The sequence below is a fragment of the Zoogloea sp. JDB1 genome (assembly GCF_056724025.1).
In genome coordinates, this window is record NZ_CM161496.1 from 4,133,668 (window position 1) to 4,155,750 (window position 22,083).

Annotated in this window: 17 protein-coding genes; 2 read left to right on the forward strand and 15 right to left on the reverse strand. The window is 65.0% G+C overall.

What is annotated here, in order from left to right:
- Nucleotides 1-63: 63 nt before the first annotated feature.
- The 13 genes from AC1PPK_RS18660 to AC1PPK_RS18720 form a co-directional block, all read right to left on the reverse strand.
- On the reverse strand, nucleotides 64-3,162 hold the full coding sequence (locus AC1PPK_RS18660) for an nSTAND1 domain-containing NTPase (protein ID WP_481114517.1): 3,099 nt from the start codon (nucleotides 3,160-3,162) through the stop codon (nucleotides 64-66).
- A gap of 11 nt (nucleotides 3,163-3,173) precedes the next feature.
- Nucleotides 3,174-5,237, reverse strand: a complete 2,064-nt coding sequence (locus AC1PPK_RS18665; RefSeq protein ID WP_481114518.1) for a TIR domain-containing protein — start codon at nucleotides 5,235-5,237, stop codon at nucleotides 3,174-3,176.
- A gap of 9 nt (nucleotides 5,238-5,246) precedes the next feature.
- Nucleotides 5,247-5,597 (reverse strand): hypothetical protein, encoded by a 351-nt coding sequence (locus AC1PPK_RS18670; protein WP_481114519.1) that lies wholly within the window; start codon nucleotides 5,595-5,597, stop codon nucleotides 5,247-5,249.
- A gap of 203 nt (nucleotides 5,598-5,800) precedes the next feature.
- On the reverse strand, nucleotides 5,801-7,177 hold the full coding sequence (locus tag AC1PPK_RS18675; RefSeq protein WP_481114520.1) for a porin: 1,377 nt from the start codon (nucleotides 7,175-7,177) through the stop codon (nucleotides 5,801-5,803).
- 195 nt (nucleotides 7,178-7,372) lie between these two features.
- Nucleotides 7,373-8,584: an ABC transporter substrate-binding protein gene (locus AC1PPK_RS18680; RefSeq protein ID WP_481114521.1), complete on the reverse strand. Its 1,212-nt coding sequence runs from the start codon at nucleotides 8,582-8,584 to the stop codon at nucleotides 7,373-7,375.
- 52 nt (nucleotides 8,585-8,636) lie between these two features.
- Nucleotides 8,637-9,335 (reverse strand): ABC transporter ATP-binding protein, encoded by a 699-nt coding sequence (locus tag AC1PPK_RS18685; RefSeq protein WP_481114522.1) that lies wholly within the window; start codon nucleotides 9,333-9,335, stop codon nucleotides 8,637-8,639.
- On the reverse strand, nucleotides 9,332-10,051 hold the full coding sequence (locus tag AC1PPK_RS18690; RefSeq protein WP_481114523.1) for an ABC transporter ATP-binding protein: 720 nt from the start codon (nucleotides 10,049-10,051) through the stop codon (nucleotides 9,332-9,334). The genes AC1PPK_RS18685 and AC1PPK_RS18690 overlap by 4 nt, the downstream gene beginning before the upstream one ends.
- Nucleotides 10,048-11,061, reverse strand: a complete 1,014-nt coding sequence (locus tag AC1PPK_RS18695; protein ID WP_481114524.1) for a branched-chain amino acid ABC transporter permease — start codon at nucleotides 11,059-11,061, stop codon at nucleotides 10,048-10,050. The genes AC1PPK_RS18690 and AC1PPK_RS18695 overlap by 4 nt, the downstream gene beginning before the upstream one ends.
- Entirely contained in the window at nucleotides 11,058-11,909 is an 852-nt protein-coding gene (locus AC1PPK_RS18700; protein ID WP_481114525.1) for a branched-chain amino acid ABC transporter permease, read from the reverse strand. The genes AC1PPK_RS18695 and AC1PPK_RS18700 overlap by 4 nt, the downstream gene beginning before the upstream one ends.
- Nucleotides 11,910-12,040: 131 nt before the next feature.
- Nucleotides 12,041-12,817, reverse strand: a complete 777-nt coding sequence (locus tag AC1PPK_RS18705) for an SDR family NAD(P)-dependent oxidoreductase (protein ID WP_481114526.1) — start codon at nucleotides 12,815-12,817, stop codon at nucleotides 12,041-12,043.
- Between the two features lie 3 nt (nucleotides 12,818-12,820).
- Nucleotides 12,821-13,171: an NIPSNAP family protein gene (locus AC1PPK_RS18710; RefSeq protein ID WP_481114527.1), complete on the reverse strand. Its 351-nt coding sequence runs from the start codon at nucleotides 13,169-13,171 to the stop codon at nucleotides 12,821-12,823.
- A complete protein-coding gene (locus AC1PPK_RS18715; protein ID WP_481114528.1) occupies nucleotides 13,168-14,874 on the reverse strand; it encodes an FAD-dependent oxidoreductase in 1,707 nt (568 codons plus the stop codon). Before AC1PPK_RS18715 ends, AC1PPK_RS18710 begins: the two co-directional genes overlap by 4 nt.
- Before the next feature lie 10 nt (nucleotides 14,875-14,884).
- Nucleotides 14,885-15,703, reverse strand: coding sequence for an SDR family NAD(P)-dependent oxidoreductase (locus AC1PPK_RS18720; RefSeq protein ID WP_481114529.1), 819 nt, complete (start codon nucleotides 15,701-15,703; stop codon nucleotides 14,885-14,887).
- A 239-nt stretch (nucleotides 15,704-15,942) separates the two neighbouring features.
- Between AC1PPK_RS18720 and AC1PPK_RS18725 the strand changes: the two genes are divergently transcribed.
- Both AC1PPK_RS18725 and AC1PPK_RS18730 read left to right on the forward strand, forming a co-directional pair.
- Nucleotides 15,943-16,890 carry a helix-turn-helix domain-containing protein gene (locus AC1PPK_RS18725; protein ID WP_481114530.1) on the forward strand — a complete coding sequence of 316 codons (948 nt, stop codon included), beginning with the start codon at nucleotides 15,943-15,945 and terminating at the stop codon, nucleotides 16,888-16,890.
- 383 nt (nucleotides 16,891-17,273) lie between these two features.
- Nucleotides 17,274-19,313, forward strand: coding sequence for a methyl-accepting chemotaxis protein (locus AC1PPK_RS18730; RefSeq protein ID WP_481114531.1), 2,040 nt, complete (start codon nucleotides 17,274-17,276; stop codon nucleotides 19,311-19,313).
- 702 nt (nucleotides 19,314-20,015) lie between these two features.
- Here AC1PPK_RS18730 and AC1PPK_RS18735 read toward each other — a convergent pair.
- Together AC1PPK_RS18735 and AC1PPK_RS18740 are read right to left on the reverse strand one after the other, a co-directional pair.
- Nucleotides 20,016-21,362 (reverse strand): Fic family protein, encoded by a 1,347-nt coding sequence (locus AC1PPK_RS18735; protein WP_481114532.1) that lies wholly within the window; start codon nucleotides 21,360-21,362, stop codon nucleotides 20,016-20,018.
- A 179-nt stretch (nucleotides 21,363-21,541) separates the two neighbouring features.
- A complete protein-coding gene (locus tag AC1PPK_RS18740) occupies nucleotides 21,542-22,051 on the reverse strand; it encodes a hypothetical protein (protein ID WP_481114533.1) in 510 nt (169 codons plus the stop codon).
- Nucleotides 22,052-22,083 lie beyond the last annotated feature (32 nt).

A 22,083-nucleotide genomic window follows, 5' to 3' on the forward strand; every position in this document is an offset into this window, starting at 1 on the left:
GATTTAATTGTTTTTTTGCAAAATTTACCAAATACGTCTCATGTGAAAATATTGCACACCTTCTCACGGCGTCCCGGTGTCGAGCAACTTCAGCGCAAAGCCCGTCAACTCCTGATCGGAGCGCGCCCAGGCCTCGCCGTCGAACGGCGTGATCCGGTCGCCATTACGCTTGATGATGCGCCTGCCGTCCGCGCTGAAACGGGCATCCCGCACCCGGTCGGTCTCGCCTTCCAGCGTGCTGAGGGGCGTCTTGCCGCCGTTCCAGGCCCAGACCCGCGCTGCGCCGTCGGCCCCGGTACTCACCAGCAAGGTACCGTCCGGGCTGATGTCCACGCTCATCACCGGCCCGGCATGGGCTGGAATGCCGCTGTGGTCGGCACGCAGCGCCCGCACCTCGTAGCGGCGCAGCCGCCCGTCGGAACCGCCGCTGGCCAGGCGGCGACCGTCCTGGTCGAAGGCCAGCGCAAAGATCGGCCCATCCGCATCGTCGCTCTGGAACAGAACCTGGCCATCGGCGCTGCGTATCAGGCGCAGGCGGCCGTCGGTCAGCCCGAGCGCCAGCAGCGACTCATCCCGGCTGAAGACCGCTGAACGCACGCTCTCGCCCTTGCCCAGCAGGTCACGCAACTGCTCGGGCAGTGAGGTTTCGAACAGCTGCCCACTGGCCAGGCGGAAACTGTATTTGCCGGCGCTGCTGAGAATCAGCCCGTTGCCCGCCGGGGTCAGGAAGTCCAGGCTCTGCAGGCGCCACAGGCGCACAGCCCCGTCGGCACCGGCACTCGCCAGATGCTGGCCATCCGGGGCAAACACCGCAGCACGCACCCCCTGGCTGTGGCCACGGAACTCCCGCGCCCGGAACTCGAAGGGCTCATCCCACACGCGCACAGTGTCGTCCACACCGAAGGACATCAGCCGCATGCCGTCGGTACTGAAGGCGACGCCCAGTGCCCCACCGGCATGGATGCCGTTGAGATGTAGCGGCGGTTTGGGCGGTGGCGCCTCGCCCTCCCCCAGCGTCCACAGGTAGATCTGCCCGTCCGAGCCTGCCACTGCCAGACGCCTGCCGTCCGGACTGTGACGGGCCGCCGTCGGCAACACTGGCGGCTGGCCGGCCGGCACCGGGATCTCCAGCGGGCGGCCGATCACGTGTCCGCGAGTGGTCCACCGGTAGATCTCGCCGTTCGCCACGGCGACCGCCACCTCCCGGCCGTCGCCCGAAAAGCTTGCCGACAGGACCTCGTCCGGATGGGTCAGCGTCGCCAGCAAGGCACCGCTGGCCGCGTTCCACAGGCGGGCCGTGTTGTCGTTGTTGCCAAAGGACAGCACCCGCCCCCCGCCTTCATCGAACACCGCCGACCCCACATTACCGAAGTGCCCGGACAGACGCGTCATCGCGCAGGGCTCGGCCACCGGCATCAGCAGCAATTCCGCCCCGCCCTTGCCGTCTTCGCGAATGCCGACTGCCCGCGTGCCGTCCCGGCTGAGATCGGCATCCACCCATGGGGAACCGCCGTCGCCGCCGCAGTGCATGAGGTCGCGGCCGGCCTCATCCCACACTCTCAGCACGCCGTCCCGCCCGGCGGACAGGAAGCGCCGTCCATCGGCGCTCGCCGCCACCGCCACCACCGGCCCGCCGTGCTTCACCCGCGCCGCCACGGCCAGCGTACGGCGGTTCACCAGGTGCGCTTCCCCATCGTCACCGGCACTCAACACCCAGCGGCCGTCACGGCTGAACACCACGCCGTTGGCCGCCCCCTGGTGGGGCAGCAGCGCTGGGCTCTGCAGGAAGTTGGCGACGGCCAGGCGCAACGTACTGCGCACATTGCGGTCGTCCACGCGGCGCGCCAGATCCAGGGCCGCCGCCAGTGTCTGGCGGCTATCCACGTCTATCCTGTCGGTCAGCTCGGCAGCTTCCCGCCGGGCATCACCGCGGCGCAGCTCCTGGCGCCACAGCCAGGCATTGACGCCGAAGCCCAGCACCAGCACGCAGGCCGCCAACCCTCCCAAGAACCGGCGGCGGCGCAGGAAGTAGCGGTCCACCCACGGCCGGATGATGTCGATGAAGGCATCGTGCTGCAGCTCGTAGCTCACACCACCACTGCCCTCACGGGTCCGCACGATGCGATGCCGCTCCAGCACGCCGAGCACACGCCGGACCCGCGCCGCCCGCACCCGCGCCTGGGCCTGCAGGGCTTCCACTGGATAGGCGATCTTCACGCCGCTGCGCGGCGCCAGCGCCTTGAGGACCTTGGCCGCGTCGTGGAACAGGAAGAAACCGAAGTTGCCGACCACCTCTTCCAGGTAGACCGAGATGATGCCGCCCCGCCCGCCGAGGGCGCGATAATCCTGCAGGCGCAGGCCGTGTCCCCCCGCCGCCCGCGCCACCAGCCACAGGCGGCGGCAGATCAACTGCAGGATCGGCAGCTCGATGCCGCCGTCGAACAACCGCCGTCCGGCGCGGGAGCCGTCACCAGGCATCAGGTCGTCGAGCAGCTGGCTCACCAGCAGCTCGTCGCAGGTGCCGCCGCACTTCAGCGCCGGCGCGCGGATCGCCTCGGCCGCCTGCTCCCGGTTCAGGTGCTCCAGGTGGAAGGTAGAGGCGAACAGGGCCAGCACGTGGTCGCGCAGGCAGGCATCCACGCTGGCCAGGAACTCCTCGCGGAAGGACAGCACCACCCGCACATCGAGGGACGCCCTGAGCAGCGCACCGATGGCCGCCGGCAGCTGCCCCAGTTCGCCCGCATGGCGCTGCAGGTATTCCTCGAACTGGTCGAGGATCAGCACCAGCGTGCGCCCATCGGCCTGCAGGCGTGCCCTGGCGGCCTCCGTCAACTGGGCGGCACCCAGCGTGCGGTCGACCGTCGCAATCGCCTCGGCCACCGTCGCACAGGGATCGGCGCCACACCAGCGGTCCACATAGACCACCTGGGCCTCCTCGGCGGCCAGTTCGGGGATCACCAGCGCGCGCAGCAGCGAAGTCTTGCCGACCCCGGACGGCGCATAGAGCAGCGTCAACGGGTGGGAGAACAGCTTGTTGATGAGCAGCTGGGCGTCCCGCTCGCGGCCGAAGAAGCGGTCCCGCTCGGCCTCGGTATAGGGTTTCAGTCCGACGTAGGGCTCGATGCCGTCGTCGGAAACTGCAGCATGTGGCCCGCGGGACATGGCGCCGTCTCCTACTTGAACTGGCCGAGGGTCTGCACGAAGGCATCGCAGTCGGACTGCAAGCGATCCTCGGCCGCCACCAGTTGGGCCCAGAAGCGCTCCTCTATCGGCGACACCGCGGTGCGCACCGCGTAGCGCCGCCGCGGCCGCACCTGCCCTTCGTTGCTGAAGATGTGCCCGACAAGGCGGTAATGCCACACGTCCAGGTTGTAGCCGAGGAACAGCAGCGCGCTCTTCTGCAGGCGCCGCGAGAAGGCGCTCGGCGGCTTGGTGTGCTCGTTCTCGAGGCGGCCGAGGAAGGTCACGTGGTCGCTCTCGGTGATCACCACCGTGTCGATGCCCGAGCGCGGATCGGCCAGCGCGTTGGCGAACGGGGAACCGACGATCTTGTAGATGATGCGGTCGCCGTGCTCGCCCAGGTCGGACAACAGCCAGTTGTCGGCCAGCTTCACCTCCACACCCGGCGCCTGCCCACCGCGGCGGATCACCAGCAGACGGCCATCCAGCTCGTCGTCCTCGGCGCTGAGGATGTGGGTCACCACCGTGAAGGGCACGCCGGACTGTTCCAGCAGGTTCTCGAAAACCCAGTCATAGCTTGCCGACACGATGATCCACGGGCTCGTCATCGCCGCCAGGAAGCGGTGCGTGCCGGTCAGCACCAGGTTCTGGCTCTGCTCCTGCAGCAGCGCGGTGAGGCGCTTGAGGAAAGCGCCGCGCTCGCCGCCGAAGACCAGCAGCAAGTATTCGGCGGCGGTGGCAAGCGGATAGCGCTCGTCGATGCGCATGCCCGCCTCCAGCCCGGCAGTCTGGATCAGCGCGCTGACCAGCCGGAAGGAACTCAAGGGCCCGCTGCCGAACACCCCGTCGCCCACCAATGGCACCAACCGCCCCTCGTCCAGGCAGCCGCGGATGGCCAGAAAGAACTCCCGGTTGCCACGCAGCGCGGTAGCGGTCGGCGCCGCGGCGGTGCGCCGGGCGATCTCGCCGCGGCTCGAGTTGGTGTTGAAGCCCTTGCTGATCGCTTTCAGGTCGGGTGCCTCGGCGTCGATGCGGGCCTGCACGTAGCGGCAGATCTCGTCCGCGGTGAGAATGCTGTCGCCGTCGTCCGCGTCGAAGGTCGTCACCCCCTGCACAAACCAGCGCACCATGCGCGACACCGCGCTGCCTTTCTCGGCCACGTCCCGGTCCGTCACCGTGCAGCCGGACAGCAGGTACTTGCCCTGTCCCTGGCCCAGGTTGGCCACCAGGATGGAGGGGATGTCCACCTGACCGCTGGCCTCCGGCGTCAGGCTGAAAATGCAGTCGAGCATGATCACCAGCTGGCCGGCGGCGCTCTCGTTGAGGGCACGCTTGGCGATCCACTCCATCGAGATCGCCGTCGCATCCAGGTAGTCGAGCTCCGAATCGTTGGGGCACAGGTAGAGGTCGCCGCGCGCCGACAGCTTGGCGTGGCCGCAGTAGTAGAACAGCACCGTGTCGTTGGGCAGCGCGTCCTTGAAGACCTTCTGCAGGCTCTTCATCAGCGCGGTCTTTTCCGGGTTGAGCAGACACTCGATCTCGAAGTGCGCATCCTCCTTGCCGAGCACGTCGCGCAGCGCATCCACGTTGGCCGACGCGGTGGCCGGCACCGGGAAGCCCGTCGCGTGGGCGTAGGCATCCACACCGACCAGCAAGGCGGAACGGGCGCCGCGCACGCGCTTCTCGATGGGTACCACGAAGTTGTCGCGCAGCAGCGTATCGGCCGGGTCCCCCGCCCAAGTGCGCAGGTCCAGCCATTGGGATTCCGTGAAGCCGAGGGGCACCCCGTCCCCGTCCAGGCAGACCTGCAGCAGCGCACGCCGCTGGGCCGCCCGGCTCGCCTCGGAACGCACGAAGTCGCTGGCCCTCGCCGCGTCGGTCCACAGCACGACAACACAGCGAGCACCGTCGATCTGCTCTTCCAGCTCGCTGCGCCAGGTGCTTGCCGCATCCAGGTCGGCGTCCCACCATACCGAGAAATGCTCGGACAGCACCTTGGCCAGAGCCTCGACCCGTGCCCTGTCGGGATGCGCGTAGCTCAGGAAGATGTCGGCCATGGTCCGCCCCTAGCGCGCCACGCCGGGCACCGCGCCCCACGGGGTGTAGCAGGCGCAGGCCGCCCCGACCGGCATGCCGACCGTCATCGGACAAGGCCCGGCATTGGTGGCGCAGACGGTGGCCATCGGCCGGCGCTGCTGCATCGGAGGCATGGGGCGCAGCGGTGGCTGGGGCAGCGCCTGTTGCTGCTGTGGCGGCACGCCGCACAGGCGGTCGATCTCCAGCGGCGCCACGCCCTCGTTGCGCAACTGGATGCGCTCCCGCGTCGTGCAGTACGCATCGGCCATGCCGGGCAACAGCACCCCGCCGACGAAAGTCATAAGCAAAACGAGCAGATCCCGATGCTTCATGGCGATCACGGCCCCAAACTCGATGCGTCAATTCTTTTTATATGGCGCGCGGGAGCGGAAGTCCAAGGAATACTGCGCTTGGCAGCGCGGCACCCTGCCACCGCAGGGCCCGCAAAGTCGCATCCGGGGAGCCGGGCCTGTCACCGTGACCCGGCGCGGAGCGGGCGGACGAGCTGCGCCGAAGCCGCTCGCCGCCCCAGGCTGCGACGCCGTCAGCGCAGCAGATCCGCGTTGAAAGCGTACGAGAAGCCCAGCGCCACCGCGTTGGCGGAGCTGTGGCCGCCGAGGGTCTGGTTGGCGCCGTTGTCGCCGCGGGAGCGGGCATTGTCGAACAGCGCGTAGAGCTTGGCGTTCTTGTACAGCAGCCAGGTGGCGCCGACGCCGAGGGTGTCCACGCGGGGCTTGTTGCCGTCCGCAATGTCGTAATGCTTGATGTAGTAGGAAAGCAACAGATCCAGCCGCGGATTCGGCGAATAGATCGCACCGACGCTCTTCACCGACGCGTCGGCCGCTGAATACGTGACGTTGGTGTTGGTGGTGTCCTTCACGGTGACGGCCGGCAGGCTGGTGTGGCCCATCGCGGCGCGCAGACTGAGGTCGCCGAAGCGGTAGGCGACTCCGAAGTTGCCGAGGCGGTAGCGGGCGTCCTGATTGGTGAGCAGGTCCACCGGATGCCATTCGGTGTAGGAGCCGCCGACGCTCAGCTTGCCGATATCGTAGGTGGCTCCCAGCGCCGCCTTGGTCCCCATCGAGCCGCTGCCGGCGATGGCGCCGGGGCTGTAACCGGCAATAAGGCGGGCGCCGCCGATGACCGGGCTGGTGTACTTGATCATCGCGTTGTCGCGTGAGTCCAGGTTGTTGGCGACGCCGGCCGAATACTTGCCAGTGGCAGTATTGAGCAGGCCCTGGCCGTAGATCGCGTTACCCAGGCCCCACGCGCCGTAGGCCGAAGACATGAAGAAGTTGGTGAAATTGGACGCTTCGACCTTCACCACCGCGTCCACCGCCACGGTCTGCTGGCGGCCGAGGGTCAGCGTGCCGTAGCGCCCGGCCAGGCCGGCATAGGCCGCCCGGTTGAAGACAACGCCGCTGCCGCTGCCGGCGTTGTAGGCCGATGGGGCGATCTGGCCGCTGGCCGACACCAGGTTGGCGCCGGTGGAGGTCAGCAGCTCAGTGTCCAGTTTGAACAGCGCCGTCAGCCCCTCGTTGAGCTCGGTGGAGCCGGTGAACGCCAGGTTGCTGGTGGCCAGCCCGGCATTGAAGAACTTGGTGGTCTGCCCCTGCGAAGCCGCGTTACCCGGCGCCACGTTGCCCTGACTGCCGAGGGCGGCATCGAGGGTGCCGGACACGCTGAAGCGGAAGCGGCCCGGGCCGCTGGGGGCCTCTCCGCCGCTCGCTACGGCGGCCGGCGCCGGGGCTGCCTTCTGCTCGGCGAGCTGGGTCTGCAAGGCCTGCAACTGCTTGGCCAGGAGGTCTATCTGGGCCTGCAGCTCCTGCTCGCCGGCCGTGGCGTTACCACTACTGCAGGCTGCGGCGACGCCCAGTGCCAGGCAGGTCCGGCGGAAGTGTTCGATCTTGTATTTGTGCATTCTTGTCTCCTCCTTGTGTCGTGTGGATGAAAGGCGGGGGCCGGCTCCGTACCGGCGAAAAGTCGCGAACAAACGCCCCCCTCGCCCGGTCAGGGGCGATGCGGAAATGGATGAGCTTGATTCAGGCCGGCACCGCGAACGGGTGCCGGTTGGGATGCCGCCGGGCATGCCGGCGGCAGTGACAGGCGCTGCGGCTTACTTCAGCTTGCAGCTGCCGTTGGGCGCGGGCACCAGGGCCGTCTCGTAGCGCTTTTCGATGACCGGGCGCGGCTGGCCATCGACGACCTTGACCTGGCCGATGTAGCTCGGCAGCACCAGTTGATTGTCCTCGGCGCGCATGCTGACCTTGCCGTACACGCTGTCGTAGCTCAGCCCACGCAGCGCGGCGGCCACCTCGGCCGGCTTGACGCTGCCGGCCTTGCGCACGCCCTCGAAAATAGCCTGGACGCCGTTGTAGGCCTGGCCTTCGTTCTCGGTGGGCACGCGCTTGTACTTGGCCTTCCAGGCCGCCACGAAGGCCTGGTTGGCCGGCGTGTCGATCTCGGCGCCGTAGCCGATGTTGCCCCACACACCCTTGGTGGCGTCACCGGTGGCCTTGACCACGAAGTCCATGATCGCGGCGTGGCCGATGATGCGCTTGCTGGTCAGCCCGAACTCCTTGGCCTGCTTGGTGAAGGCGATCAGGTCGCGGCCGGCCAGCGCCACCCAGATGCCGTCCACGTTGGGGGCATCCTTGATCTGCGCGATGTAGGGAGCGAAGTCCTTGGTGCCGAGGGGCGGAAACAGGCTGACCGGGACGCTCTTGCCGAGGGACTTGGCTTGCTTGGCGAAGAACTCCGCCGAGTCGCGGCCCCAGGCGTAATCCGCGGCGATGACCGCGAAGTTCTTCTCCTTCACGCCCTTCATCCACTCGGTGAACATCGCCATGTCCATCGCGTCGGAATGGTTGGTGCGGAACATGCGCGGCTTGCAAGCCTCGCCGGTAAGCCGGTCGCCCTTGCTGGCGACAACCACGTACAGCGCGTTCCAGCGCTCCAGGTTCTGGGAGATGGCCTGGGAGATGGACGTGGGAATGGCGCCGATCAGCAGGTTGTTGCCGTCCCGTGCCAGTTTTTCGGCCACGCGGCGGCCGGCCTCCGGTGTGCTTTCGTCGTCGGCGACCTGGACGGCGACCTGCCGCCCGTCCACGCCGCCCTTGCGGTTGGCCTCTTCCGCCGCGAACTGGATGCCGCGCAGCACCTCCTCGCCCTGCTGGGCGAACACGCCGGACACCGAGCTGACCGCGCCGATGCGCAGCGGCTCCTTGTCCACCGCGGCGTGGGCGCCGAGGGGCGCGAGCGCGCCGATGGCGAGGGCGAGGGCGAGGGCGATGCAGGTCTTGCCGAACAGGTTGATGCTCTTCTTCATGGGTGTCTCCTCTGTTGTTGTGCTGGATGTAGTGCGAGGAATACGTGGCCGCTCAGGCGACGACGTGTTCCTTGAGTTCGTGCATCACCGCGGCGTTCACCGGCCCCTGGCCGATCACCGCGCCCTTGGCCATCGCGTAGTAGCGATGGGCCACCCGCTCCACCAGGCTGAGGTTCTGCTCGATGAGCAGCAGCGCGGTACCCAGGTCGGCCACCTGGTTGAAGATGGTCGCCAGCTGGTCGACGATCACCGGCGCGAGGCCTTCGGTTGGCTCGTCGAGGATCACCAGCGACGGGTTCGACATCAGCGCCCGGCCGATCGCCAGCATCTGCTGCTGGCCGCCGGACAGCGCGGTACCCGGCGTATGGGCCCGCTCGCGCAGGATCGGGAACAACTCGTAGATGCGCGGCACGGTCCAGTGCCCCTTGCGCCCGGCGGCGGTGCCGAGGATCAGGTTTTCCTCGACGCTCAGGTTGGCGACGATGCCGCGCCCCTGGGGCACCACCGCCACGCCGAGGCCGGCCGCCACGTAGGGGCGCGGCTTCTTTACGCCGCTGCCGCCGACGGCGATGCTGCCGCCGCGCAGGCTGGCCACCCCGAGCAGGGTGTTCACGCAGGTGGTCTTGCCGACGCCGTTGCGGCCGATCAGCGCGACGCGCTCGCCGGCGGCAATCTCCAGGCTCATGTCGTGCAGGATGTGGGCGGCGCCGTAGAAGGCGTTCACCCGTTCGAACTTCAGCAGCGTGCTCATGCGGCGCTCCCCAGGTAGGCTTCCCGCACACGGGGATGGGCGCGCACCTCGGCCGGCGCGCCGCTGGCGATGACGCGGCCGAGTTCCATCACCGTGACGGCGTTGGAAATGCCGAACACCACGTCCATGTCGTGTTCGACCAGGAGGATCGAGACTTCCCGGCGCCCGGTGAGCACCTTGAGGTGGTGCGCCAGGTCTTCCGACTCCTGCGCCGACAGGCCGGCCATCGGCTCGTCGAGGAGCAGCAGCGAGGGCTGGCCGACCAGCGCCAGGGCCAGGTCGAGGCGGCGTTGCTCGCCGTAGCCGAGGTCGCTGGCGGTCACCTGGGCCATGTCGAGCAGGTCGAGCTGACGCAGCACTTCGCGGGCATCGGCCTCCGGCTTGTCGGCGCCGATCTTCCACGAGGCCAGTTCCACCTGCGCGCCGACCTTCATGCCGTGGAAGATGCTGGTGCGCTGGAAGGAGCGCGACAGGCCGCGGCGGCGGCGCTCCAGGGCGCCGAGGGCGGTGACGTCCTCGCCGCGCAGGCGGACCCGACCGCGGGTCGGCGGGCGCCGCCCGGTGATGGCGTCGATGATGGTGGACTTGCCGGCGCCGTTGGGGCCGATCAGGCCGCGCACCTCGCCGGGCGGGATGCTGATCGACACCCCATCCACCGCCTTGACGCCACCGTAGTGAACCGCCACATCTTCGACTTCGAGGGAAAGCGTTTTCATGTCCGTTCCTTCAACTTGTGGATGACGGCCGCTGCGGCCGGGCGCGCGACGGCCTTGCGCCGGAACAGGCGGGCCAGCGCGCCGCTGATGCCCTGGGGCGCGAAGACGATGACGACGATCAACGCCACGCCGAAGATAGCCAGCCAGTGCTGGGCGAAGTCGCCCACCAGGTCGCGGCTGAGGAAGAACGCGATGGCGCCGAGGGCCGGGCCCCACAGGTAGCGGTAGCCACCGATGATGACCATCATCAGGGCCGTGCCGGAGACGCTCCAGTGCATGCTTTCGGGGGAGATGAAGGCGGTCTGGAAGGCGGACATCAGGCCGGCCAGTGCCGTCACGGTGCCCGACAGGGTGAACACCAGCACCCGTGGCAGCAGGGTCCGGATACCGATGAAGCGGGCCCGCTCCTCGTTGTCGCGGATCGCCTCGGTGGTGGCGCCGAAGCGGCTCGCCATCAGCGCGGCGACGATACCGATGCTCAGCACCAGGCCACTCCACGCGAAATAGAACATCGCGTCCTGGCGGGTCAGCAGCGAGATGTCGAGGCCGAACAGGGTGTCGGGCCACGGGATGTTGATGCCATCCGCCCCACCGGTGAGGCTCCGCGAGCGGGACGCCACCTGGTAGAACATCTGCCCGAGGGCCAGGGTCAGCATGCCGAAGGCGATGCCCGGCACCCGCACCACCACGAAGCCGATCAGGAAGGCGAACAGCGCGATCCCGAAGAAGGCCGCGACCAGCGCCATCTCGGCTGACATCAGCTGGCGCTCCAGCAGGATCGCCACCACGTAGCCGCCCAGCCCGTAGAAGGCCGCGTGGCCGAAGCTGACCATGCCGTTCTGGCGCAGCAGGATGCCGACACCGAGGGCGAAGATCGCGAAGATGGTGGCCTGGGTGAGCAGGGACAACACGGTTTCCGACGTGACGGTGAGTGCCACGACGGCTCCGGCGGCCAGCGCCGCGGCAACCCCGCCGGCGATGCGCCCGTTGGTGAGTTCGCGGTAGCTCATACGCGGTTCCCGGCAAAACCCGCCGGCCTCCACAGCAGGACGCCCATCATCAGCACATAGGGCAGCACCGTGGCGAACTCGGGCAGATAGACCGCGCCGACAGCCTGCACCTGGCCGAGGATCAAGGCCGCGGCGAAAGCACCCGACAAACTGCCGAGGCCGCCGGTGACCACTACCACGAAGGAGTCGATGATCACGTCGCTGCTCATCGACGGCGACAGGGACAGGAAGGGTGCGGCGATGATGCCGGCCAGCCCGGCCAGCGCGGTGCCGACGGCCACCACCAGGCCGCTGAGGCGATCCACGTTGACGCCCTGCATGGAGGTGATGGTCGGCTCGGTACTGGCGGCACGCACGAACAGACCCATCTTCGAGTAGCGCAACCACAGCGTGAGCGCGCCGGCGACGACCAGGCCGAAGAAGATCACCGCGATGCGGTAGGCCGGCACCGACATGCCGAAGAGGTCCACCGAGGCGTTCAGCAGGTCGGGCGCCGGCACCGACAGATTACTCTTGCCCCACACCGTCTGGACGAAGTCCTCGATGACCAGCAGCAGGCCGAAGGTAACCAGGATGACGGTGAGCGGGTCGCGGTCCTGCAGCGGGCGGAAGGCGAAGCGGTCGAGGGCCAGGCCGAGCAGGCCCATCAGCAGCGGCACCGCCACCTGGGCGACCCAGAAGTTGGTATGGGACGCCACCGTGTAGCCCAGGTAGGCGCCGAGCATGTACAGGGAGCCGTGGGCGAAATTCACCACCCGGCGCAACCCGTAGATGAGGGCCAGGCCCGAGGACATTACGACGAGTAACGCCCCATAGACCAGCCCGTTGAAGATGTTGATGCTTAACACGTGTCTCTCCTCCGTGGGATTGATGATTTTTTGCTCCGGGTGGCAGGTGTGCCGGGCACAACAGGCCCCGCCCCGTCCCCGGCATGTTGCGGACGCGGTGTTCTCCTCCTTGGGTTGGAATGAGGATCGGCTCAGGGGCCGAGGGCGTTCTCGGGAGCACCGAAGGCCAGCCAGCCGCCATCGGCGTGCAGCGTGGCACCGGTGACATAGCTGGCCCGCGGCGAGGCGAGGAAGGCGATGACCTCGGCGATCTCCTCCGGGCGCGCCATCCGCCCCAGAGGCGTACGGGCCTCGATGGCCGCCGTATCGAAGGCGCCGCGGCGTTCGAGATCGTCGATCAGCGCGGTACGCACGTAGCCAGGGGCGACCGCATTGACTCTGACCCCACGGCGGGCCCATTCGCAGGCCATCGAGCGGGTCATCGCGGCGACGCCTGCCTTGGCCGCGCCGTAGGCGTTGCGCCCCGGAATGCCAGCCACGGCGGCGATTGAAGCGAGGTTGACGATCGCGCCGCCGCCCTGCTCCACCATCGCCTTGGCCGCGGCACGGCTGAACAGGAAGCTGCCGCGCAGGTTGATGCCGAGCACCCGGTCAAACCCCTCGACGCTCTGCACCAGCGTCGGCACGGTCTGATCGCCGACACCGGCGTTGTTCACCAGCACGTCCACTCGGCCGAAGTGTCCGACAACGGCCTGCAGCACTGCCTCCACGTCGGCCTCGACGGAGACGTCCGCCCGGTAGCCCCGGTGCGCGTTGCCCAGCTCGCCCGCCCGTTGCCGCACGAGGTCCTCCCGCAGATCCACCAGCGCCACCCGGCAGCCGTCGGCGGCCAGCGCCCGCGCGGTGGCCCAGCCGATGCCGTCGGCCGCGCCGGTGACGATGGCGACCCGTTGCAGATCGGTGGCCATGGCTCAGCGCCCCTGCATGGTGGTCAGCGCGGCCCGGCGGATCAGCCGGGTTTCCTGGGCGACGATCAAGTCGGCCGAAGCCGCCAGGTAGGCCGGGAAATCCGGATGGGTGTCCCGCGCCCGGCTGCGGCGCTCGTAGTCCGCCAGGTCCGCATAGGCCCACAGGTGCACGAACTGGTTCTGCGGCCCGACCAGGCTGGTATACGCGCCGACCGGGTTACCGAGGGTCTCAAGCAGGATCGGCATGGCGAGCCGGTCGAAGACCTCCAGGAACTCGTTCATCTTGCGCAGCCTGATGGTGTAGATGCGATGGTCGATGAGCGGCAGCGCGGCCGGATCGAAATGCAGGTTCATGCAGCCCTCCCGGCCTGGTCGGCGATGTGGTTGGCAGTGATGAAGCCGAAGGTCATATTCGGCCCATGGGTGATGCCGGCGCCCGGGTAGTTGCCGCCCATGATGCTGGCCCGGTCGTTGCCGACCGCGTACAGCCCGGCGATGGGCGCGCCATCGCCGCGCAACACCTCGCCGACCACGCTGGTCTTGATGCCGTCGAAGGTGCCCAGGTCGCCCATCAGCACCTTGACGGCAAAGAACGGCCCCTGGCGGATCGGCGCCACGCAGGGATTGGGCTTGTTGTCCGGATCGGCCAGGTAGCGGTTGAAGGCCGTGCTGCCGCGCCCGAAAGCGGGGTCCTCGCCGCGTTCAGCGCCGACGTTGTAGTCGCGCACGGTGGCCTCGAGGCCAGCCGGGTCGATGCCGGCATTGCGCGCCAGTTCGGCCAGCGTGTCGCCCTTGATCAGGTAACCGTTTTTGATGAAACGGCCGATGGGCATCGGCGCCGGCTTGACGAAGCCGAGGCCGTACTTGCCGAGGGTCGGCTTGTCGCAGATCAGCCACATGGCCGTTTCGGACTGCCCGGCGCAGGCGCGGATCAGCGCCGCGCCGACGTCGTGGTAGGACTCGGACTCGTTGGTGAAGCGCTTGCCATTGGCCAGCACGCCGACGATGCCCGGCTTGTAGCGATCCAGCAGGTGCGGGAAGACGCCATATTCGCCATTGCCGTAGGGCACGCGGGAAACCGGCATCCACGCCGAGGTGTCCTTGAAGCGGATGTCCACCGCGGCGCCCGCCGCCTCGGCCATGTTCACGCCGTCGCCGGTGTTTCCGCGCGGCGTCGGCGACAGGTGCTCACCGCCGCACGCCAGGTGCGGATAGGCCTTGGCGATGCGCTTGACGTCGTGCGGGAAGCCGCCACAGGCCAGCACCACGCCTTGCCGCGCGGTGATGCGCCGCTCGCCGCCGGCACCGCCGATCAGCACACCGACGGCCCGCTCCTTGTCCATCAGGATCTGCCGCGCCGGCGAGTCGGTGAGGATCGGGATATTCAGGTCGAGGGCCGACTTGGCCAGCCGCGCCGCCAGCGCATTGCCGCTGGTGACGTTGATGGCGCGGCGGTACAGGGCCAGTTCCTTCATGTGGTTGGCGAGGCGTTTCGCCACGTACACGAAGGACGTGAACGACTTGGTGGCCTGGAAGAAGTGCTTCAGGTCGGCGTTCGACGAGTTGAACATCATCCCCATGAAGGTGATGGTCTTCAGCGGCAGCTTGAGGCGCTCCATGTCCTTGCCGAGGCCGCGGATGTCGAAGGGCGCGGCGAGGATGGAGCGGCCGATATCGACGCCGCCCTTCACCTTCGGGTGATAGTCCGGGTACAGCGTCGGCACGAACTGCATCGCGGTCTCGCGCTCGAAGAACTCGACCATCTGCGGGCCATTGGCGAGGAAGGCGTCGACGGCGGCTTCGTCGTAGTACTGGCCGGTTTCGGCCATCAGGTAGGTCTTGACCGCCTCGCGGGTGTCGCGGGGGTTCTGCTTGCGCCCGTGGGGCCCGAGGGGGATCCACAGCACCCCGCCGGACAGGGCCGTGGTGCCGCCGAAAACGGGCTCCTTCTCGATGACGATGACGTCGAGGCCGCGCTTGCGGGCGGTGATCGCGGTGGCCAGGCCGGCGGCGCCGGAACCGACGACCAGCAGGTCGCAGTCGAGATGTGCGTTCATGCGTCTCTCCTCAGGCGGTCTGGTTGTAGCCGGGGCGCGGCACCATGTCCATCAGCATCGAGGACATGCCGCCATCCACCACCAGCTCGGCGCCGTTGATGTAGGCCGCCCGCGGGCTGGCCAGGTAGAGCACCGCGTCGGCGATGTCCTGCGGCTCGCCGATGCGCCGGCTGGCGGTGACCGCCGCGCGCTTCTGCTCGAAACCGGGCTCCTCGTAGAAACGGGCCGACAGCGGGGTGCGGATCATGCCGGGGCACACCACGTTACTGCGCACGCCGCGCTCGCCCCACTCCACCGCCATCTGGCGCGACAGCAGCAGCACGCCGGCCTTGCTGGCGCTGTAGGCGCCGCTGCGGGTCTGTGGAAAGTGGGCGGCGATGGACGCCACATGGACCACGCTGCCGCCGCCCTGCTCCGCCATCTGCGCCGCAAAGCTGCGGGCACACAGCAGGTAGCCGGTGAGATTGACCGCCAGCACGCGGTTCCAGTCTTCCAGCGACACCGCATCCAGCCCCCCGGCTGAGAGCACGCCGGCGTTGTTGATGAGCACGTCGCACGGACCGAGGGACTCGGCCACCGCCGCCGCCGCCATCGCCACCGCTTCGGCGCTGGACGTGTCGCAGCCCAGGCCGACGGCTTCCGCACCGGCCGCAACGAGACTTTCGGCGACGCCGCGGCAGCCTTCCGCATCCCGGTCGAGCAGTGCGACCTTCGCACCGGCTTCGGCGAGGCTGCGGGCGATGGCCGCACCGATGCCGCTCGCGGCGCCCGTCACGACACAGACTTTTCGATCCAGCCCAAGCCAGTTTGAATTGTGCACCTGCATCATTTCGTGCACTCCCGGCCGGGCATTTCGGAGTGCGACATGTCACTCTTCGGAACGCAACCGGCCTCGACCGGAAGGCCGCAATCAATCATTAATACATTGATTACATTTGAATTTGAGGGTAAACCGGGTTTTGCTATCATCACTCCACCTTATGATTTAATAAATTTTCTTGGTTGGCTGAGTATCGAGGCAAACACCTCCCCGTTGATTCACATTTCCGGCAGAAAACAGGACAAATCGTGCACACCCCAACACGCCGCACTGCGATTCCCAACTACGCCCTGTACGGCGACCAAGCTCAACCGGGCTGGTACGACTCTTACGATTTCGAGTGGATTCCGCAGCGCTCGCGCCCTTACAACTGGCAGATCCAGCCGCACACCCATGACGGCTTCCTGCAGATCCTGTACATGCAGAAGGGACACGGAGAGGTGCTGCTGAACAACACCAAGTGGCAGATGATCGCGCCCTGCCTGGTGGTGGTGCCGGCGCGCACAGTGCATGGCTTCCACTACTCGGCCGATACCGACGGCCCGGTGATCACGGCAGCCCAGAAGCCGCTGGAATCCCTCGCCGGCATGCTGATGCCCGAACTGATCCAGACCATCCGCAGCCCGGCGGTGATCCCACACGCGGAATCGAGCCGCTACGCCGATGGCCTGCTGCCGCTCTTTCTCGCTGCCGAGCGGGAGTTCCATACCCATGCCCAGGGCCACTCCGCCGCCGGCATGTCCCTTCTGACAGCACTGCTGGTACAGATATCCCGCCTGAGCAGTGTCCTCGAACCGGCGCCGGTGGCTGCCCAATCTCGCAAGGCCGCCCAGGTAGAAAAGTTCCGGACCCTGGTAGACCAGAAGTTCCGCAGCCATCAACCGGTATCGGCCTACGCCAGCGCGATGGGCATGACATCTGGCCAGTTGTCGCGTATATGCCGCGAACTGCTCGGTATCTCGGCACTGGACGTGATCAATGCGCGCCTGATCCACGAAGCCCAGCGTGACCTCGTTTACACCCCCAACAGCGTCAAGCAACTGGCGGCCTCCCTGGGCTTCAACGACGAAGCCTATTTCGGCCGCTTCTTCCGCAAACACACAAACATGAGCCCACGGTCCTTCCGCCAACAGGTCCTGCAGCAAATGCGCCAGCAGGATGGGGGTGAGCCGGAAGGAGGGGACGAGTTAGATTGATGTATTCATCGCCTCAACGATGTCTTGGACATCAAGGGTGTTCCGTCCCAGTCGGTTGATAGCGACAACCGCAACGCCGTCTACCGAGGACACGCTGCATGTAGTCTCAAAAGTAAGGTTTTGATCCAAATCAGACGGCACGATGCTGGATCTGCTACAAGCTCTAACGCCAAGTCCCCACAATTCTCTCTGGCAATGGTCACCGATCGCGTCTCCATCCATCGCCGCTAGCGCTGGTTACCGGCAATCGATGAGGGCAATTCAGTTTGACTGAAGTCAAACACCGTCCACGCTGCGCCCTGAAGCCATCGAACCTGCTCTCAAGACGGGCATTGAGGCGCCGATGAAAAACCATCGGTTCATCAAAAAATAGAAAGAAAACTATGAATGCAATTCGCAATGGGTTCGGATCAAGCATTGCGGGCAAGCTCAATGCAGCCCTCACGATCATCATCTCAATCGTCTTCGTTGTCGCAGGTGTCTTACTGACATTCTGGCTCGGCGACAGCCTGGAGCAACGGGGTATCAGGGAACTGCGGCTGACGAACCAGCAGATTACCGACATGATGGGAGCCTATGCCAGCTCCCTTGAGGAGAGCGCCAACCTGTTGGGCGCCTCATTTGCAGCCAGCCTGCCCAAAAGGATGAGTGTTGATTCAATGCATCCTGTCACCTCAGGCGACAAAGCTCTACCGGCCCTCAAGGGAGGGGATGTTGTCTTCAACAACAACTTCTCTCAGGTAGATGAGTTCTCCCGCGTCACAGGCGGTGTAGCAACCCTCTTCGTTCGTGAAGGCGATAACTTCTTCCGTGTGGCCACTTCGGTAAAGAACAAGGAGGGAGAGCGTGTCACGGGCTCCGCTCTGGATGTGAAGCATCCGGCTTACCGACTGCTACTTGACGGCAAGCCTTACGTGGGCAAAGCAACGCTGTTCGGCAAGGACTACATGACGCGCTACCTGCCCATCAACGACGAAGCAGGCAAAGTGATTGGAATCGCTTTTGTGGGCCTGGATCTCACCGAGAGCATCAAGGCCCTCAAGGAAAAGGTGCGGTCAGTGAAAGTGGGCGAAACAGGCTACGCCTTTGTGCTGGACGCCTCGGTCGTACCGGGTATGGCAGTGATTCACCCCGCCGCCGAAGGAAAGAACCTGATGGACGTGAAGGACAAGTACGGAGTGCCTGTCGCCCGTACCCTCATAGAAAAAGGCAACGGTGTCACCCGCTACTGGTGGCAGAACGCAGGAGAGAAGGAGGCGCGAGAAAAGCTCGTTGTGGTCCAGCCCTTCGAAAAATGGGGCTGGTTGGTCGCCACCAGTGCCTATTCGGATGAGTTTGTCTCTGAGGTGCGAGCACTTCAGATTCAGATCGCGATCGCCGCAATCGTCGTGACGGTGATCTTGGTGGCGACGATGATGATCGCCACACGACGCTGGATCACCCACCCGCTGCGCAGTGCCCTTGCCGTGACTCAGCGTGTGGCCGATGGCGATCTGACCCAACACATCCAGGCTGACTCCTCGGATGAAGTGGGCGAGTTGCTCCGCTCCGTTGATGGTATGAGCACTCACCTCCGAGGCATGATCGCAGAAATTGATGCTGGCATCCGCGGGCTGGCCGAAAGTGCTCACAAACTATCGACCGCCTCCGATGCAGTTGCTGCCAGCTCAGGGACACAGAGCCAGTCAGCCACATTAATGGCCAGCGCCGTGGAACAGATGACAGCGAGCATTCAGCAGGTGGCCGAACATGCGCAATCCTGTCGAGGGCTGGCAGAAAACTCGGGGACAGTTTCTGACTCCGGTAGCGAGGTTATCAATCAGGCCATTTCGAGCATGTCCATGATCGCTGATACGGTCAAGAAATCCGCCGGGGCGGTGCTTCATCTGGGTAATGAATCCAAAGAAATCTCGCAGATCGTGAACGTAATCAGGGAAATAGCGGATCAGACCAATCTGCTGGCCTTGAATGCTGCCATCGAAGCAGCACGAGCAGGCGAGGCCGGCCGTGGGTTCGCGGTTGTGGCAGATGAGGTGCGCAAGCTCGCGGAAAGGACCAGCCTGTCGACAACCGAGATCACCCGGATGGTTGACGATATCCAGGCCGGCGCGGAAAAGGCCGTTGAAAGCATGACCAGGGGTGAAGGACAGGTTCAGGAAGGTGTTTCCCTCGCAGCCGAAGCCGGTGGCCGCATTGCGGATATCAAGACCGGAGCAACACAGGTGAGCGATGCAGTGATTGGGATTTCGGACGCGCTGCGCGAACAAAGTGCGGCCAACCGGGAGATTGCCAGAAACGTGGAAACCATTGCGGAGCAAGCTGTGCAGAACCATGTTCAGGCCCGCTCCACCTCCGATGCAGCGCGTGAAATGGAGGCGCTGACAACGCAAATCCGTGCAAGCATTTCCCGATTCAAGACTTGAGCATCCAAGCTGCCAGACGTTGTACCGGTACCAGTCACGTCGGCACTCTTCCAGTTCAACGCGTAACGGTCCGAGATGGTGCGGCGCTGGTTCTCACAGGTTTGATCGTCGGTAGAGACTCGGGCGTAGGCACCAACTTAGACCAACCCATCACCGCCGCCCGTCGGTCCGGACCACTGGCCCCCACAATGCGTGCGATTGGGGGGGCTCCTGATACCGGATGATACGCCCGGAAAACAAATCAAATCTATGGTCAGCCCGATTTTTGCAAGGCAGATGTGCATGACCTATAGTGGGCTTGCTTAAATCTATCCGGGGTCGTGGTAGGCAGCTTGTCTGCCCGCCCCATGATGAGAGCCGCGCCTGGCAAAAAGCCCGCAACCGCGGGCCTTTTCGTGTGTTTCTGATGCTGCTTGATACGGCGTGAACCAGTTGTCTGGCCCCCCGACAGGAATGTGATTTGAATGTTTTGATACTGATTTTTATAATATTTTCTAGATATAAAAACAAATATACCGACAAAAATACCGTCACTTCTGCTCCGTGCCAGCAAAATCCCGCCTCCTGCTCGGCTGGCGGATCTGCCTAGTCCCTCCCCCTGTAAAGCCTTTCCGAGCTATCGCGCAAGTCCACACTGGCTCCAGAAAGCACGACGCCAGCGAGTGCCCAGCGTTGCTTGAAAAACGAGACGTAAACCCGCCTTCATCCTTTCGCTGCACGTTCAATGCGTCCTTTTAGATCTTCCGGCGCGTAGAAGACAAAGGATTGCCCCTGCTTGAACTTATCGAGAAAGCCCAAGGCCTCTAGCTCAAGCAGGTCGGTTCGAGCCGTCTGATAAACCACACCGTGAAACTGCTGATGAGCGCTGACTCGATAGGCCTCGCCGGGATTACGAAGGGCGTGGGTGAGGAGCGTGACCTGCCGGTGGTTGAGTCGTCCGCGAAGAGCCGGGGATCCGGCCAGCAGGCGTTGGGCATCTTTCTGTTCGTTCGTCTTGCGGGCAAGGTAGGCATACAGCGCCTCAATGGACTTACGAATCGTGCCGAGCTGGTGAAGGATGAAGTAAGTGGTGTCCCCTCCATCGGTTTCCGTATGCAGGTAGGCGGTAACGTACTGAGACGGCGCCTGGCGCAGAAACTGGGAGATGGAGAGAAACTCCATCAGCCAGTAGCCGCTTCGAGCCATGGCCCAGTAGAACAGCGCTCGGGCGGTACGACCATTTCCATCCGCAAAAGGGTGGTCGTAGCCGATCATGAAGTGCAGCAGGATGGCTCTCACGACGGGATGTACGAAAGGGGCGCTTCCTTCGTCCGCGTTCGCAAAGGCACACAGGCGCTCCAGGCGTGAAGGCAGTTCAGCCCAGTGCGGGGGATCGTGCAACACTGTGCCTGTCCGGTTATCCACCACCTTCACGTCGTCGCTTTGCCGCAGGCGCCCGGCATCGGCAGGGTCATCCAGCGTGTCTGCAGTCAGCATCCGGTGAAGTTCCAGGATGCGTTCCGGCGTGATCGCTTGATCCCGCAGGCTGCGGATGTGCTCCATCGCAGCGTAGTTGTTAAAGATCATGGCCTCGCTGCGGTCCTTCGGACGACGCCCTTCCAGCAGCATGGCTTCCGCCACCCGCCGGGTGGTCGAAGCTCCCTCAAGCTGGCTGGACGTGATCGCTTCTTCGATCAGGGAGTGCAGCAGGTAGCGTTCGCGGTTCTCATGGATCGGGGCACTGGCCGGCGCCTGAATCTGGCCCGCTGCGTCCCGGTCGATGTGGTGCAAATGGATCTGCACTGCCTCCGGCACGGCAAACCTGAACGACTGCCCCTGACGGTCCAGCAGCGGCAATGGCTTGAGGAGAGGAGTTCGTGCCAGCCAGATCGACAGCCACCATTCCTCCAGGGAAAAGCCTTCTGGCGGGTGCCGGTGCCGAAGCTCATCCCAGTGCAGGTAGCGCCCTGAAGTGGTGGCTTCCTGCAGTTCGATCAGCTGAGCAAGCTTACTGGGTTGAAGCTTTGCCAGAAAACCAGTCGGGTCTGGAGGCGGAAGGGGAATCTTCATGCAGCTACTAATTTATGTATGTTTTAGTAGCTTCTAGTGTATGCGAGGTCCATTGCTTCAGCTAGCAATGAATTACTAATTAATACCTAAATTAGTAGGTTTTGTAAGGTGCTCCATTCTGTTGAAGAGCACTGGATTGTGATTCCAGGTGTCAGAGACACATAAAAAAACAAACAAAATCAGCCGAGTAGCTTTGTCAGCGCAATTCCCGCCACAGTGTTTACTGCTGGGTGCTCAATGATCTTACGCAAAAGTGATCTTGTCTCGGCCTTCTGCTCATCTGTCGCCTGCGAGGCATCTATGGCCTTCGCAAGCTCAGTAATGTGATGTGCAATGTTCTGAGAGTTGTGATCACCGACAATGACACCGGAAGACCCAGTGATAGTCACGTTGTTCTGCACGAATTCCACCTTTAATTGCGAAGCCTGTTCACCTTCAACGACATCAATCCCGAAAGCGTTGATGCTGCCGAATCCGTCGATAATCTTTCCTGAAGTCTCCCGAGCGTGACTGACCCGTGCCTGCCAGTCCAAGAGTCTGTACTGGCCCAGTTGATCAGCCACCGCCAACAGGTCTTCCCGGGGTATCGGAGGAGTAAAGTCCTCCGACTGCGGTGAATATCGCCCGCCGCGTTTGGTCTTCTCGTAAAACTTCGCGAGCACCATCCCTCGCAGTTGTGTGTCTTTCATTAAAAAGCCCCTTAAAAATATGCACTTCTCAT